The organism is Streptomyces daghestanicus (genome assembly GCF_020521275.1).
GTDB lineage: Bacteria > Actinomycetota > Actinomycetes > Streptomycetales > Streptomycetaceae > Streptomyces > Streptomyces griseoviridis.
Genome location: NZ_BNDX01000010.1, coordinates 305,687 through 320,179 on the forward strand (window position 1 = coordinate 305,687; position 14,493 = coordinate 320,179).

At 74.0% G+C, this 14,493-nt stretch carries 13 protein-coding genes, 1 tRNA gene and 1 riboswitch; of the genes, 4 read left to right on the plus strand and 10 right to left on the minus strand.

The window, feature by feature from the left end:
* The first annotated feature begins 64 nt into the window (after positions 1–64).
* The 4 genes from Sdagh_RS20375 (at position 65) to Sdagh_RS20390 (ending at position 5,024) form a co-directional block, all read left to right on the plus strand.
* Positions 65–1,489 carry an NsdA family TPR-like regulatory protein gene (locus tag Sdagh_RS20375; protein ID WP_189417179.1) on the plus strand — a complete coding sequence of 475 codons (1,425 nt, stop codon included), beginning with the start codon at positions 65–67 and terminating at the stop codon, positions 1,487–1,489.
* A gap of 64 nt (positions 1,490–1,553) precedes the next feature.
* On the plus strand, positions 1,554–2,825 hold the full coding sequence (lhgD, locus tag Sdagh_RS20380) for an L-2-hydroxyglutarate dehydrogenase (protein ID WP_190076876.1): 1,272 nt from the start codon (positions 1,554–1,556) through the stop codon (positions 2,823–2,825).
* 12 nt (positions 2,826–2,837) lie between these two features.
* The gene (gene trmB, locus Sdagh_RS20385) at positions 2,838–3,650 is read left to right on the plus strand and encodes a tRNA (guanosine(46)-N7)-methyltransferase TrmB (RefSeq protein ID WP_189417174.1); all 813 of its coding nucleotides are present in this window, start codon (positions 2,838–2,840) and stop codon (positions 3,648–3,650) included.
* A gap of 39 nt (positions 3,651–3,689) precedes the next feature.
* Complete coding sequence (locus Sdagh_RS20390) at positions 3,690–5,024, plus strand: PrsW family intramembrane metalloprotease (RefSeq protein ID WP_190076877.1); 1,335 nt, start codon at positions 3,690–3,692, stop codon at positions 5,022–5,024.
* Positions 5,025–5,087: 63 nt separating this feature from the next.
* On the opposite strand, the gene Sdagh_RS20395 is transcribed toward Sdagh_RS20390, so the two are convergent.
* The 10 genes from Sdagh_RS20395 to Sdagh_RS20440 all read right to left on the minus strand — a co-directional run bounded on the left by Sdagh_RS20395 (position 5,088) and on the right by Sdagh_RS20440 (position 14,298).
* Positions 5,088–6,200: a M23 family metallopeptidase gene (locus Sdagh_RS20395; protein WP_189417172.1), complete on the minus strand. Its 1,113-nt coding sequence runs from the start codon at positions 6,198–6,200 to the stop codon at positions 5,088–5,090.
* 12 nt (positions 6,201–6,212) lie between these two features.
* Positions 6,213–6,370: riboswitch (cyclic di-AMP (ydaO/yuaA leader) on the minus strand.
* Positions 6,371–6,605: 235 nt separating this feature from the next.
* Positions 6,606–7,820 (minus strand): PP2C family protein-serine/threonine phosphatase, encoded by a 1,215-nt coding sequence (locus Sdagh_RS20400; RefSeq protein ID WP_226535480.1) that lies wholly within the window; start codon positions 7,818–7,820, stop codon positions 6,606–6,608.
* A gap of 178 nt (positions 7,821–7,998) precedes the next feature.
* A tRNA-Met gene (locus Sdagh_RS20405) sits at positions 7,999–8,072 on the minus strand.
* Between the two features lie 63 nt (positions 8,073–8,135).
* Entirely contained in the window at positions 8,136–9,350 is a 1,215-nt protein-coding gene (locus tag Sdagh_RS20410) for an alginate lyase family protein (protein ID WP_190076879.1), read from the minus strand.
* Positions 9,351–9,469: 119 nt separating this feature from the next.
* On the minus strand, positions 9,470–10,600 hold the full coding sequence (locus tag Sdagh_RS20415) for a dihydrofolate reductase family protein (protein ID WP_189417166.1): 1,131 nt from the start codon (positions 10,598–10,600) through the stop codon (positions 9,470–9,472).
* 74 nt (positions 10,601–10,674) lie between these two features.
* Entirely contained in the window at positions 10,675–11,013 is a 339-nt protein-coding gene (locus tag Sdagh_RS20420; RefSeq protein WP_189417164.1) for a helix-turn-helix domain-containing protein, read from the minus strand.
* 664 nt (positions 11,014–11,677) lie between these two features.
* Complete coding sequence (locus Sdagh_RS20425; RefSeq protein ID WP_189417162.1) at positions 11,678–11,995, minus strand: SCO5918 family protein; 318 nt, start codon at positions 11,993–11,995, stop codon at positions 11,678–11,680.
* 30 nt (positions 11,996–12,025) lie between these two features.
* Positions 12,026–12,301, minus strand: coding sequence for a CBS domain-containing protein (locus Sdagh_RS20430; protein WP_189417160.1), 276 nt, complete (start codon positions 12,299–12,301; stop codon positions 12,026–12,028).
* 57 nt (positions 12,302–12,358) lie between these two features.
* A complete protein-coding gene (locus Sdagh_RS20435) occupies positions 12,359–13,825 on the minus strand; it encodes a DEAD/DEAH box helicase (protein WP_189417158.1) in 1,467 nt (488 codons plus the stop codon).
* Between the two features lie 269 nt (positions 13,826–14,094).
* Positions 14,095–14,298 (minus strand): cold-shock protein, encoded by a 204-nt coding sequence (locus Sdagh_RS20440; protein ID WP_164320284.1) that lies wholly within the window; start codon positions 14,296–14,298, stop codon positions 14,095–14,097.
* Between the last annotated feature and the right edge of the window lie 195 nt (positions 14,299–14,493).

A 14,493-nucleotide genomic window follows, 5' to 3' on the forward strand; every position in this document is an offset into this window, starting at 1 on the left:
GCTGGGTTTACGAATGCCGCATGGTTATGCCAGCGCGGCAGCCGTCTGTGTCGAGGGGTGGCGCATGTCCAGGGAGCAACGCGGGCCGAACGAGAAACTCGGCGCCGTTCTCGCCCTCGCGGGAATCAGCAACGCAGGACTCGCGCGGCGCGTCAACGACCTCGGGGCGCAACGCGGGTTGACCCTGCGCTACGACAAGACGTCGGTGGCGCGCTGGGTGTCGAAGGGAATGGTGCCGCAAGGTGCGGCCCCGCACCTCATCGCCGCCGCCATCGGCCAGAAGCTCGGCCGCCCGGTGCCGCTGCACGAGATCGGCCTGGCGGACGCGGACCCCGCGCCGGAGGTGGGCCTCGCCTTCCCCCGGGACGTCGGCCAGGCGGTGCGCACGGCGACGGAACTGTACCGGCTCGACCTGGCCGGCCGCCGGGCCGGTTCCGGTGGCATATGGCAGTCACTGGCGGGGTCGTTCGCGGTCAGCGCGTACGCGACGCCCGCCTCGCGCTGGCTGATAACCCCGGCCGACAGCTCGGTGGCGCGTGACGCGGGCCCGGCCGAGGGCTCCGCCGCACCGCTCAAAGTCGGCCACAGCGATGTGCGCAAGCTGCGCGAGGCCGCGGAGGACGCGCGGCGCTGGGACTCCAAGTACGGCGGCGGCGACTGGCGTTCGTCCATGGTGCCGGAGTGCCTGCGGGTCGAGGCGGCCCCGCTGCTGCTCGGCTCCTACTCCGACGAGGTCGGCCGCGCCCTGTTCGGCGCCTCGGCGGAACTGACCCGGCTGGCCGGGTGGATGGCGTTCGACACCGGCCAGCAGGAGGCCGCCCAGCGGTACTACATCCAGGCGCTGCGCCTGGCCCGCGCCGCGGCCGACGTCCCCCTCGGCGGGTACGTGCTGGCGTCGATGTCGCTCCAGGCCACCTACCGGGGCTTCGGCGACGAGGGCGTCGACCTCGCGCAGGCCGCCCTGGAGCGCAACCGGGGCCTGGCCACGGCCCGCACCATGAGCTTCTTCCGCCTGGTCGAGGCGCGGGCCCACGCCCGCGCGGGCGACGCGCACGCGGCCGGCGGGGCGCTGAAGGCGGCCGAGAGCTGGCTGGAGCGCGCCCGCCCGGGGGACAACGACCCGAACTGGCTCGGGTTCTACTCCTACGACCGCTTCGCCGCCGACGCCGCCGAGTGCTACCGCGACCTGAAGGCGCCCCGCCAGGTCCGCCGCTTCACCGAGCAGGCGCTCTCCAGGCCCACCGAGGAGTTCGTCCGCAGCCACGGTCTGCGGCTGGTGGTGTCCGCGGTCGCGGAGCTGGAGTCGGGCAACCTGGACGCGGCCTGCGAGCAGGGCGTCCGCGCGGTCGAGGTGGCCAACCGGATCTCCTCCGCCCGCACCACCGAGTACGTCAAGGACCTGCTGCACCGCCTGGAGCCGTACGGCGACGAGCCGCGCGTGGCCGAGCTGCGCGAGCGCGCCCGCCCGCTGCTGATGGCACCCGCCTGAGCCTGCGGCGGCTGCCGGGTTTGAGGGCGTTGTCAGTGGCGCAAGGCACTATCGAACCCGGGAGGTGAAGCAGGTGCGGCCACGGAGCGCGGACACGTACGACTGCGACGTGCTGGTGATCGGCGGCGGGATCGTCGGCCTGTCGACGGCGCACGCGATCACGCGCGCCGCGCCGGGCACGCGGGTCACGGTGCTGGAGAAGGAGCCGGGCCCGGCCCGCCACCAGACGGGCCGCAACAGCGGGGTGATCCACAGCGGGATCTACTACCGCCCCGGCTCCCTCAAGGCCCGGTACGCGGTGCGCGGCGCCGCCGAGATGGTCAAGTTCTGCGCGGAGTACGGCATCGCCCACGCCGTCACCGGCAAGCTGATCGTCGCCACCGACCGCGCCGAGCTGCCCCGCCTGCACGCCCTCGTCCAGCGCGGCCGGGAGAACGGCATACCGGTCCGGGAGCTGGGCCCCGCCCAGATCGCGGAGTACGAACCGCAGGTCCGCGGCCTGGCCGCCATACACGTCGGCACCACCGGCGTCTGCGACTACGTGGCCGTCGCCCGGCAGCTCGCCGCCGCCTCCGGCGCGGAGCTGCGCTACGGCGGCGCGGTGGTCCGGATCGACCGCCGGCCCGGTCACGGCGTGGCGGTCCGCACCCGCTCCGGCGACGTGGTCCGCGGCCGGGTCCTGGTCAACTGCGCGGGGCTGCACTGCGACGAGATCGCCCGCCTCACCGGCGACGACCCGGGCATGCGGATCGTCCCCTTCCGGGGCGAGTACTACGAGCTGGCCCGCCCGGAGCTGGTGCGCGGCCTGGTCTATCCGGTCCCCGACCCGGCCTTCCCGTTCCTCGGCGTGCACCTCACCCGCGGCGTCGACGGCAGCGTCCACCTCGGCCCCAACGCGGTGCCCGCGCTCGCCCGGGAGGGCTACGGCTGGGCCACCGTCCGGCCCCGCGAGCTGGCCGCCACCCTCGCCTGGCCGGGCTCCTGGCACCTGGCCCGCCGGCACTGGCGGTACGGCGCGGGGGAGCTGCGCCGCTCGTTGTCGAAGGCGGCGTTCACCTCGGCGGTCCGCAGGCTGCTGCCGGCGGTGACGGAGGACGACCTGGTGCCGGCGCCGGCCGGGGTGCGGGCCCAGGCGGTGCTGGCGGACGGCACGCTGGCCGACGACTTCCTGATCCGCGAGACACCCGGCGCGGTCCATGTGCTCAACGCGCCGTCGCCCGCCGCCACCGCCGCGCTCCCCATCGGCCGGGAGGTCGCCCGCCGCGCCCTGACCGCGCTGGGCCGGTCCGGCGGCGACCGCGCCACCGCGCACCGGGCAGCGCCCTCACGACCGTAAGATCGATCCACTGTGTCTGATTCGCACCCCACCCCCGAACCCCCCCGGCAGCCGCCGTCGCGCCGCACGGGCGAGCCCCGCTTCCCCGAAGGACCCCGCGCCGATCCCGCCGGGTCCCACTTCGAGCGGCGCATCCGCAGCTTCCAGCCCCGGCGCAGCCGGGTCACCGCCGGGCAGGCGGACGCCCTGCGGCGGCTGTGGCCCGTGTGGGGCCTGGACATCGACGGGCAGCGCGTCCTGGACCTGCCCGAGCTGTTCGGTGACGACCGGCCCGTGGTCCTGGAGATCGGCTTCGGCATGGGCGAGGCGACCGCCGAGATGGCCGCCGCCGACCCGGGGACCAATGTGCTCGCGGTCGACGTGCACACCCCCGGCCAGGGCCATCTGCTGGCGCTCGCCGAGGAGAAGGGCCTGACCAACGTCCGGGTGGGCAACGGCGACGCGGTCATCCTGCTGCGCGAGATGCTCGCCCCCGACTCGCTGTCCGGGCTGCGGGTCTACTTCCCCGACCCCTGGCCCAAGAAGCGGCACCACAAGCGCCGGCTGATCCAGCCGGAGTTCCTCACCCTCGCCGCGGCCCGGCTGAGACCGGGTGCGGTGCTGCACTGCGCCACCGACTGGGAGCCGTACGCGGAGCAGATGCTGGAGGTCCTCACCGCGCATCCCGCCTTCGAGAACACCCGGCCCGGCGGTGGTTTCGCGCCCCGGCCCGCGCACCGGCCGCTGACCCGTTTCGAGGGTCAGGGACTGGACAAGGGACATGTGGTGAACGACCTGCTCTTCCGCCGCGTACCGCACCAGGACCAGCCCCCCACCGGCGCCTGAAGCCAGGACGGCGCCTTTCGTCTCGTCAGGATCGATGCCGTGGCCACCAGTTCCCCGCCCCCGCCCCCGACGGCCCCGCCCCGGTCCGGCGGCCCGCACTGGTGGCAGCGCCGCTGGGTGCGGTTCGGCGCCCTGACGACGCTGCTCGCGCTCTCCGGTCTGGTCATCCTGGCCCTGGTGCGGGAGCAGACCGGCACCGAGGGCTTCCTGGTCGGCCTCGGTCTCGCCGTCCTGCCCGTGCCGCTGCTGATCGCCGCGTTCCGCTGGCTGGAGCGGGTGGCGCCCGGCCCCTGGCGGAACCTGGTCTTCTGCTTCGCCTGGGGGGCGTGCGCGGCGGCGCTGATCGCCATCGTCGCCAACAGCTTCGCGACCCGCTGGATAGCGACGGCCACCGCCGATCCGGCCGGCGCGGACACCTGGGGGGCCACCGTCATAGCGCCGGTGGTGGAGGAGTCCGCGAAGGCCGCGGCGGTCCTGCTGGTCTTCCTCTTCCGCAGACGGGACGTCACCGGGCTGCTCGACGGCGTGGTGCTGGCCGGCGTCACCGCCACCGGCTTCGCGTTCACCGAGAACATCCTCTACCTGGGCAACGCGTTCGGCACCGACCGGCTCACCGGCGACAGCGGCATCGCCTCCGTCACCGCGGCGACGTTCTTCGTCCGGATCGTCATGTCCCCGTTCGCGCACCCGCTGTTCACGGCGTTCACCGGCCTCGGTTTCGGCCTGGCCGCGCTCGGCGGCCAGGGCCGGCGCGCCCGCCGGGCCCTGCTTCCGCCGGCTGGCCTGCTGCTCGCGATGGGCACGCACGCGCTGTGGAACGGCTCCTCGGCCCTCGGCGAGTACGGCTTCTTCGCCGTCTACGTGGTGTTCATGGTCCCCGCGTTCGGCCTGCTGACCTGGCTGGCGGTGGGGCTCCGGCAGCGCGACCTGCGCACGGTCCGTACCGAGTTGCCCGCCTACGCGGTGGCCGGCTGGCTGACCCCGGCCGAACCGTACGCGCTCGGCTCGATGCGGGCCCGGCGGATCGCCCGCGCCCATGCCCGCCGGCACGGCGGCCGGGTGGCGGCCCGCACGGTGGCGGAGTACGAGGCGTACGCGACGTCACTGGCGGTCCTGCGGCGCCGGGCGGGCCGGGGCAGGGCGGGCGCCGACTTCGTCGTACGGGAGCGGGAGCTGCTGGCACAGCTGTGGCGGCGGCGCGAGACGGCGGGTCCGGCGCTGGTCCACGCGGCGCGGAGCACGGCACCGCGGGCCGTCCCGGTGACCGCGCCGCCCTGGCCCGCGTACGGGCACCCGGCACCGGTGTCCGCCCCGGCGCCGTATCCCTACCAGCCCGCCGCGTACCGCCCGCACCCGCACCCGTACCGCCCGTGAACCGGCAGCCCTGGCACCGGGGGTCGCCGGCCGGGCCGCCGGGGTCTCACCCGGAAGGGCGGATCAGGGGTTGAGGCCCTTGTCCTGGAGCCACGCCATCGGGTCGACGCCGCTCGCGGAACCGTCGGGGTGGACCTCCATGTGGAGGTGCGCGCCGGTGACGTTGCCCGTCTTGCCGACGCGTCCGATGACGTCACCGGTGCTGACCTGCTGGCCGACGCTGACATTGATCGAGGACTGGTGGCAGAACCACAGCTCGGTGCCGTCGTCGAGGGTCAGGATCGTGCGGTAGCCGTAGGAGCCGGCCCAGCCCGCCTCCGTGATGGTCCCGGAGTGCACGGCCTTGATGAGGGTGCCGGTGGGGGCGGCGAAGTCCAGGCCGGTGTGGTAACCGGAGGACCAGTAGACGCCGGCCTGCCCGAAGGTGGAGGTGATGGTGTACGAGGAGGTCGGCAGCGTGTACTGCTTGGCCAGCGCGGCGAGCCGCTCCGCCTCGGCCTTCTTCGCGGCCTCCTCCGCCGCCTTCTTCTTGGCGGCGGCGGCCTTGGCCTCGGCCTCCTTCGCGGCCTTCGCGGCGGCCTCGGCGGCCTGCTTCTCGGCAGCGGCGGCGGCCTCCGCGGCGGCCTTGGCCGCGACCTGGTCCTGCTGCTCCTCGGCCTGCGCCATGATCCGGCCGACCAGGGCCTGGCCGGCGGTGGTACCGGTGCTCCGGTCGTCGTCGGCGGCGGCGGTGACGACGCCGGCGGCGCTGCTGAGCGGGGTGGCCGTGTCCGTCCCGGCCCGGTCGTCCTCGTCGCCCGGGAGGAGCGAGCCCACGGAGGGCAGGTCCGGCATGGAGATCGACACCGGCGGCTTGCCGGTCTGCGCGCTGGCCATGCCGCCGGCGCCGACGGCGGCTATGACGCCGACGCCGAGGACGGTGGAGCTGCGGGCGAGTCCGCCACGCTGCTTGGCGACGCGGTGCCGGCCGCGCACGGGAAGCACGGTGTCGGCGGTGGGGTTCCACTCCTCGAAGGGGCCGTCGGCCGGGCCGCCTGCCGCAGGACCGGCGGAGAAAGCGTCGTAGGAGTGGTCGAAGGAACCGTCATCGGCGCGGAAGCCGCCGTGGCCGAACGTCTCGGTGTCGCGCTGGGTCGGCAGGTACGGGGCCTCGGGGGCAGGCCGGTTGGACGCCACGTGGGCGTACTCCTTTCCTTCCTTCTCCGCCTACCGGGTTAGCTGACGGGTTCGGAGCAGGAAGGTCTCCTACGCGCGTAAACGGGCCGTGTCGCCACAGCCGTGTACGCCCGATTCACCCCAAGGTGGTGGTTCCCCGGTTCCCTCACGGGATTCGGCGCGTGCGCGCGGAGCCGCCTTCTGTGACGGCTGGGACGACCGCGCTGCGTTATCGAACGTTAATAGAAGCGGGGCGTCCATTCCAAGCCGTTCCTCTTGATCATTAACCTTTCCCCCTGGAACCAAGGCCGCACGACCGGCGAAAACGGGGCGAGTTGACCCCCTCTCGCCATATCCTCACCTCGGATGTCACACCTCCCGCGCGCTGACCGTTCGTCAATTGTTATGCGGAGGGGGATCGGGCGGTCACTGCTCGTGATGGTCCGGACGGCGTACGGCGAGCAGCGCCATGTCGTCCGCCATCCCGCCGCCCGAATGCCGGCGCACCTCCTCGGCGACGACGTCCAGCAGGTCCCCGGGGCGCCGGAAGCGGCGGCCGGCCAGCCGCACCGCCGGGTCGTAGAACTCGCCGCGGGCGTTGCGCGCCTCGGTCACCCCGTCGGTGTAGAGCAGCAGCGTGGCCCCGCCGGGGAAGGGGACCTCCTCGGCGCGGTCCGGCCAGACGCCCAGTTCCCCCATGCCGAGCGGCAGCGCCGTCTCCCGGGCGGCCAGCGCGCTCAGGCGGCCGTCGGCGTGCAGCAGCAGGGGCGGCGGATGGCCCCGGTTGACGACGCGGGCCACTCCGTCGCCGTGCGGGAGTTCGACGAGGACGGCGGTGGTGAACCCCTCGAAGGCGTCCAGCCCCTCGCGCCGGGTGCCCTCCCGGGCCAGCGCCCGCTCCAGCCGCTGCGCCACCGCCTCCAGCGTCGTCTCCTGCTCGGCGGCCTCCCGGAACGCCCCGATGACGACGGCGACGGCCGCCACCGCGCCCATCCCCTTGCCCCGGACGTCCCCGACGATCATCCGGATCCCGCGCGGGCTGTCCTGCACCGCGTAGAGGTCGCCGCCGATGAAGGCGTCCGCCTGCGCCGCCTCGTAGCAGGCGGCGATCTCGAAGCCGCCGAGCCGTTCGGCGGGCTCGGGCAGCACCGCGCGCTGGGCGGCCTCGGCGATCTCGCGGGCGGAGGCGAGCCGCTCGTCGGTGCGGCGGACCAGGGAGTTGACGAGGACGGCGAGCCCGGCGACGGTCGTGATGGTCACCAGTTCGGTGACGGAGTCGATGTAGTGGGCGACGCCCTTGCCGAACTGGAGCCCGACCACGGCGGCGACCACGGCCAGCCCGGTGAGGAGGGTGCCGCGCCGGGAGTACAGCGGGGCGGCGACCAGGGGGGCCGCCGTGTAGAGGGGGCCGGCGGTGAAGTACCGCGGGGTGACGAGGTCGTAGACGACGGCGACGGCGATCAGCACCGGCGGGAGCAGGCGGACGAGGGCGTGGTCGTGGGAGAGCCAACGGCGCCGCGCGGCCGGCGCGGGCGGCGCGGGCGGCGGGGTGTCGCCGAGGCCGGGGTCGGGCACCGGGTCGCCGGGCAGCCGCCCGCCGGCCCGCGCGTACGGCCCCTCCTCCACGTCACCAGGCCGCACCACTCGTCTCCCGCCAGCCATGCGCGTCCGCGTTGCTTTCGTCCCGTCCCGTCCGTCCAGGGTTCCCGGAACGGGGACGGGCGGCGAGCGGGGGCGGGCCGATCGGATGACGCGGGGGCGCCGGGCCGGGAAACACCGAGGGCCGGAACCCTTTCGGATTCCGGCCCTCGGTCTTCAGTAGCGGGGACAGGATTTGAACCTGCGACCTCTGGGTTATGAGCCCAGCGAGCTACCGAGCTGCTCCACCCCGCGTCGTTGTGTGTCCAGTGTACGTCATGTCCGGACCGCTGGGCACACGGGTTTCCCGGGGCCGGGTCAGTCCCCGGGATTCTCCGCGTGGGTGAGGGTCTCCCAGGAGACGAAGAGGTCGTCGGTGCCGGCCGGGCGGGTGCGGACGGCGAGCCGGTGCGCGGCGGGGACGGAACCGCCGAGCCGGTTCTCCAGGTGGTTGAGCGCGACCTCCAGGTCCGGTCCCAGCTTCCCCTCGACCTTGCCGCCGCACAGCCACCGCGGGGTGCCGCCGGCCTGCTGCCCGCGGGCGTGCAGGGCGAGCGCGGCCGTCAGCCGGTCCTTGACCTCGCCGTACAGATCCACGCCCTGGTGCCAGGCGGTCTCGGCGATGTGGGCGGTGGCGGCGATGGAGTGGCCGACGTGCGCGAGCCCCCGGCAGGTCTCCTGGGCGACGCCGTCCCGGAACGTCCGCTGCCCGTGCCAGTACGTCAGCAGCCGCTGCCGGGTGGCGATGCTGCTGCCGGCCGGGGTGAACGGCAGCTTGCCGTCCTCGCGCAGGTAGAAGTAGGCGGGCACGCGGTCCCGGAAGCGGCGCAGGGCCCGGTCGAAGGCCGTGCGGTCGTCGAGGAAGACGGCGGCGGAGATCGCCCCGTCGGTGACGACGAGGTCCCAGTTGCCGTTGTGGTCGGGGGTCCGCTCCGCCAGCCGGGGCAGGTGCGCGGTGCGCAGCATGTGCGCGAAGCGCCGTACGCGCTTCTCGGGCCAGCCCGCGTCCGGGGTGTGCCGGACGAGTTCCGCGGCCCGTGCCCAGGTCGACGCGGTCCACCCGGCCTGGAGCCCGGCGTTCTCCCCGGTGTGCCGGGTGAGCCTCGCCGACCAGGCGTCCATGATCTGCCGGGCCTTGACGGCGTGCTGCCGCTTGCCGGTGACGCCGAACAGCAGGGCCTGGGTGTAGGCGGCGATGGCGTCCCGCCGCTCCTCCTCGCAGCCCCGCCCGGCCGCCTGGCCGCCTGGGCAGTGGACCGTCGCGTAGGGCCGCGCCCGGTACCGGTACGACCCGTAGGGGCTGTCCCGCATGGTCAGGTACGACGAGAGCCATGGCTGCCGCCCGGCGGTGGTGTTCTCCCGTACGGTCTTCAGTTGGGCCGCGCTGACGAGCACGCCGGGGTGGGTGAACTCCGCGTCGGCGGGCAGCGCCGCCGCCCGCACCCGCCCGGACTCCTGGCCGCACGCGCCGGCCGTTCCCGCCAGCAGCACCGCCGCCAGCAGCGCCGCCGCCCGCCTGCGCACTGCCCTCATGCCCACCTCCGCGTCGCGTCGAGCACTGTCGCGTCGATCACTGGCAGCGTGCCCGGGGAGGCGGCGGGCCGCAGGGCGGGTTGGGCCGATCGGCCCCGTCCGCGTCCCCCGCCGCGCGGTCAGCCGGGCAGGTGGCGGTTGGGCGCCTTGGCCCGCTCCTCGTACTCCGGCAGGACGACGACCGCGGCCCCGCCCGCGGTGAGCACTCCGCTGCCGTCCGCGCCGGGGACGAAGGTGTCGGGCTCCCGCCAGGCGGTGACCACCCGGCGGACCCCGGCGTCGAGGATCAGCCGGGCGCAGGGCGCGGGCCGGGAGGCGCGGCGGGCGCAGGGTTCCAGGCTGCTGTAGACGGTGGCGCCGGCCAGCCTCGGGTCGGTCGGGTCGATCTTGGCGAGGGCGGCCTCCTCGGCGTGCGCGACGGGGTCCGTGCCCTCCCGGGAGTGGCCGCGCGCCAGCTCCGTGCCGTCGGCGGCGACCACGACCGCGCCGACGCTGAACGCCGTCGCCGAGGGCGGGCACCGTTCGGCCAGTTCGCAGGCGAGGGCCAGCCAGTGCCGGTCGGCGGCGGCGGCCCGGTCGCCGGTGCCGGGCGCGGTGGGCTCGTAGCGGGTCAGCACGACGTCCTCGATCCGCCGGGTCTCCACCAGTCGCAGGCGGCCGCGCTGGTAGGCGCCGGGGCCGAAGAGGCGGGGCGCGGCCGGGTCGCCGACGAGCACCGGGGCGACGACGAGCTGGAGTTCGTCGGCGAGGCCGTCGCGCAGCAACTGGGTGTGGACGCTGCCGCCGCCCTCGACCATGAGCCGCCGTACGCCGTACCGCCCGTACAGGCACTCCAGGGTGCGGTCCCAGTCCAGCGCGGGGCCGAGCGGCACGATGTCGGCGGCGAGGGCGCGGGCGCGGGCGCGTCCGGCCCCCTGGTCGGTGGTGAACAGGACCTTCTGCCCGCCGGTGTGCCAGAAGGCGGCGGCCGGGTCCAGGTCGCCGGTCCCGCTGACGACGGCCTTCAGCGGGAACTCCGGCCGCCCGGCGGCGATCCGCGCGGCCCGCCGCTCGGCCGACCTGACCAGCAGCCGGGGGTTGTCGGCGCGGATCGTGCCGGCTCCGACGAGGATCGCGTCGGCGGACGCGCGTACCGCGTCGACCCGGTCGAAGTCGGCCGGGGAGGAGAGCAGCAGCCGTTCGGGTCCCGTGTCGTCCAGGCAGCCGTCGAGGGAGACGGCCGCGGAGAGGAGGACATGGGGGTGGGGCATGGGCGGGCTCCAGGGGAGGCGGGTCGGGCGGGCAGGGCAACGCTACGGGAGCGGTGCCGGCCGGCCCGTCCGCCTCACATCGCCGGGGTCGGGCTGGACGCCCCGTAGGTCCGGCGGTACTCGTCGTTCATCCGGCGGGCCTCCTCCAACTGGTCCTCCAGGACGATGATCCGGCACGCGGCCTCGATCGGGGTGCCCTGGTCGACCAGTTCGCGGGCGCGGGCCGCGATGCGCAGCTGGTAGCGGGAGTAGCGGCGGTGACCGCCCTCGGAGCGCAGCGGCGTGATCAGCCGGGCGTCGCCGAGGGCGCGGAGGAAACCGGGGGTGGTGCCGAGCATCTCGGCGGCCCGGCCCATCGTGTAGGCGGGGTAGTCGTCGTCGTCGAGACGGCCCAGCGACTCGTCTGCTGTCATCTCACCTCTCTGGGACCAGGGGCTCGGGTCGGGACACGGGGAACTGGAGGACCGGGGAAACGCACGCGTCGAGGGGCCTTGGTGCCATGCGGCACCAAGGCCCCGAAGGAACTGCAACACCATCTACCGGCCCTGTCGAGGCGCCGGCCTTCTGTGTCCGCACGGCCGCCCGGTACTGCGACGGGGGTGCGGGGATCGCGGATGCGTGACCGGAGACCACCTGCCTATCGATGTCCTGCGGTACCCGGGCTCATGCATGCGGCCCAGGCGATCCTGATGGCGCTCGACTCCTCCGTTTCTTCCTCCGAACCGTTCTCTTTCACGTGGTCCTGCCGACGGCGGCCCCTCATCACCTCGGGCCACCCGGTCCGGCCGTCAGCCTCGTCACCGTCGTACGACAACCCTGGCTTCGAGACTCCACGGCCGCACCGTCATGCGGGGTACTGCTGCCCGGCAGTTCGTGTCTGCCGGGCTTCACTTGATCTCGGCTACAAGAGAAACGATAGAGACTGCGGAACCAAATGTCTACTGCGGCGATCACAGATTTTGGCGCACGCGGCGATGAGGTATCCGTATCCGCGGATCTACGACGACGAGGACCCCGCCCGGCGGGGTGCCGGGCGGGGTCCTCGTGGTGGTCGTCCGGCGGTGCCGGCGGGGTCGGTCAGGCGGGCAGGGGCGCGCCGAGCAGCAGGGAGGCCCGCTGGAGCGGGCTCTGGGCAGGCGCGGGCGCGGGCTCCGCCGCGGGGAGGGCGGTGCGGCAGGTGAAGCCGAGCCGGACCATGGCGCGGACCACTTCGGCGGCGCTGAAGTCGCGGCGGTCCTGACGGGTGAGGACCTGGCCGACCTGCTTGACGGGGTAGTGCCGCCGTCCGATGATCACGGACTCACCGGTGACCGGCTCGGGCTTGACGCCCTTCATCGTTTCCAGCACGCCGCTCTTGGTCAGTTCGAACGGGAAACGGGCGATGACACAGCGCATGACGCCTCACAGGGAGAGGGGGAAGACGGTTCAGCGGGAGAGGACGAAGGGGCCGTGGCCGTCGGTGAGATCGCTCAGCCGGACGCGGTCCGTGTAGCCGGCGCCGTCCCGGACGGCCGTGAGCCGGGCCCGGGTGACCAGGCCGACGCGGAGGCCGTCCTCGTCGCAGACGACGAGGTGGGCGGCGCGGGCGGCGGCCATGACGGAGAGCGCCACCTCGACGGTCATGGTGAGCCAGACCCGCGGCCCGGCCGGGTCCGCCCCGCGGGTCCGGGGCTGCGTCGGTGGCGTCGGTGACGGCGTCATGGGGTGCCTCCTGCGGGCGTCGGGGCGGCGGCCTGTCGGGTCACTGGCACGCGGGCGCTACGCCGCCGCACCGGAGGAGGACTGCCGTACGGGCCCGCGGCCGGCCGCCGAGGCGGGGCGGCGGCGCCGGCCGCGCGAGGTGCCGGCGCGCTTCTTGGGGCGTTCGACCACCGGCGCGGCGATGACGACCGGGACGCCGGACGGGGCCTGGGCCCCGGTGATGCGGTGCAGTTCGGCGTCACCGGCCCGGACCTGGGTGGTCTGCGGGACGATGCCGGCCGCCGCCATGAGGCGGGTCATGTCGCGGCGCTGGTTGGGGGTGACCAGGGTGACGACGCTGCCGGACTCGCCGGCGCGGGCGGTCCGGCCGCCGCGGTGGAGGTAGTCCTTGTGGTCGGTCGGCGGGTCGACGTTGACGACGAGGTCGAGGTGGTCGACGTGGATGCCGCGCGCGGCGACGTTGGTCGCGACCAGCACGTTGACGTGACCGGACTTGAACTGGGTCAGTGTCCGGGTCCGCTGCGGCTGCGACTTCCCGCCGTGCAGGGCGGCGGCCCGCACGCCGCTGTTGAGCAGGTGGTCGGTGAGGCGGTCGACGGCGTGCTTGGTGTCGAGGAACATGATCACGCGGCCGTCGCGGGCGGCGATCTCGGTGGTGGCCGAGTGCTTGTCGGCGCCGTGGACGTGCAGCACGTGGTGCTCCATCGTGGTGACGGCACCGGCCGAGGGGTCGACGGAGTGCACGACCGGGTCGCTGAGGTAGCGGCGCACGAGCAGGTCGACGTTGCGGTCGAGGGTGGCGGAGAACAGCATCCGCTGGCCCTCGGGGCGCACCTGGTCGAGCAGGGCGGTGACCTGCGGCATGAAGCCCATGTCGGCCATCTGGTCGGCCTCGTCCAGCACGGTGACGGCGACCTGGTCGAGCCGGCAGTCGCCGCGGTCGATGAGGTCCTTGAGCCGTCCCGGGGTGGCGACGACGATCTCCGCGCCGCCGCGCAGCGCGGAGGCCTGCCGGCCGATCGACATCCCGCCCACCACCGTGACCAGCCGCAGCCGCACGGCACGGGCGTACGGGGTGAGCGCGTCGGTGACCTGCTGCGCCAGTTCCCGGGTGGGTACGAGGATCAGCCCGAGCGGCTGCCTGGCCTCGGCGCGCTGTCCGGCCGTACGGGCCAGCAGCGCCAGCCCGAAGGCGAGGGTCTTGCCGGAGCCGGTGCGGCCCCGGCCGAGGACGTCCCGGCCGGCCAGGGAGTTCGGCAGGGTCGCGGCCTGGATGGGGAAGGGGACGGTGACGCCCTCCGTGCCGAGCGCGGCCAGCAGTTCCCCGGGCATGCCGAGGTCGGCGAAGGCCGCCACGGCGGGCAGCGCGGGGGTGACCGTCGTGGGGAGGGCGAACTCGCCCTGGACGGCGGCGGGCCGACGGCCCCGGGCGGCGGCGGGCCGGCCACCGCCCCGCCAGGACCCGCCGGTACCGGCGGCACTCCGGGTGCGGGCGTAACGGTCGTTCGTACGTGTGCGGTTCATGCGGAACCTTCCTCGATGCGGCACATATCAAGGAATTCCCGCAGCGATGAGCCGCATGAAATCGCCGGACTGGGCCGATGGAATACAAAAGCGAAAGCGACCGGCGGGCACCACGACGGGAAATGAGGCGTGGCACACAGCAAGCACGGACGCTGAAGAAAAGAGTGGCGCGGAGACGCGATCCTGCGGTCCCCGCAGCCCCGAAAACGCAAGCAGCTGGGGCCCGCACCCCGAAGGATGCGGGCCCCAGCTACGAAGTACGCGTCAGATCAGACGAGAACGATGTTCTCGGCCGTCGGGCCCTTCTGGCCCTGCGCGATGTCGAAGTTGACCTTCTGGCCCTCGAGCAGCTCGCGGAAGCCCTGGGCGGAGATGTTCGAGTAGTGCGCGAACACGTCCGGGCCGCCACCGTCCTGCTCGATGAAGCCGAAGCCCTTTTCCGCGTTGAACCACTTCACGGTACCAGCAGCCATGTTATTTCTCCTTTGGGGCAGTGCATCGGGACCGCACCGTGCGGACACCGTGTCGCCGCGATGATCACCCCATCCGGAAAAACCGGAAAGTTTGGGAACCACAACTGCAACTGAGAACGACAGTAGCACGCCCCGCCCCCCGACGCGCGAGGGAAAATCCCGCCTCATTTATTGAGGCAGAAAACCTGCGAGCGC

Bases quoted from the DNA above. Each gene is read 5' to 3' on its own strand.
- Sdagh_RS20375 (WP_189417179.1), top strand. From the start codon at position 65: ATGTCCAGGGAGCAACGCGGGCCGAACGAGAAACTCGGCGCCGTTCTC.
- Sdagh_RS20410 (WP_190076879.1), bottom strand. From the start codon at position 9,350: ATGAGGGCAGTGCGCAGGCGGGCGGCGGCGCTGCTGGCGGCGGTGCTG.
- Sdagh_RS20415 (WP_189417166.1), bottom strand. From the start codon at position 10,600: ATGCCCCACCCCCATGTCCTCCTCTCCGCGGCCGTCTCCCTCGACGGC.
- Sdagh_RS20420 (WP_189417164.1), bottom strand. From the start codon at position 11,013: ATGACAGCAGACGAGTCGCTGGGCCGTCTCGACGACGACGACTACCCC.
- Sdagh_RS20425 (WP_189417162.1), bottom strand. From the start codon at position 11,995: ATGCGCTGTGTCATCGCCCGTTTCCCGTTCGAACTGACCAAGAGCGGC.
- Sdagh_RS20430 (WP_189417160.1), bottom strand. From the start codon at position 12,301: ATGACGCCGTCACCGACGCCACCGACGCAGCCCCGGACCCGCGGGGCG.
- Sdagh_RS20435 (WP_189417158.1), bottom strand. From the start codon at position 13,825: ATGAACCGCACACGTACGAACGACCGTTACGCCCGCACCCGGAGTGCC.
- Sdagh_RS20440 (WP_164320284.1), bottom strand. From the start codon at position 14,298: ATGGCTGCTGGTACCGTGAAGTGGTTCAACGCGGAAAAGGGCTTCGGC.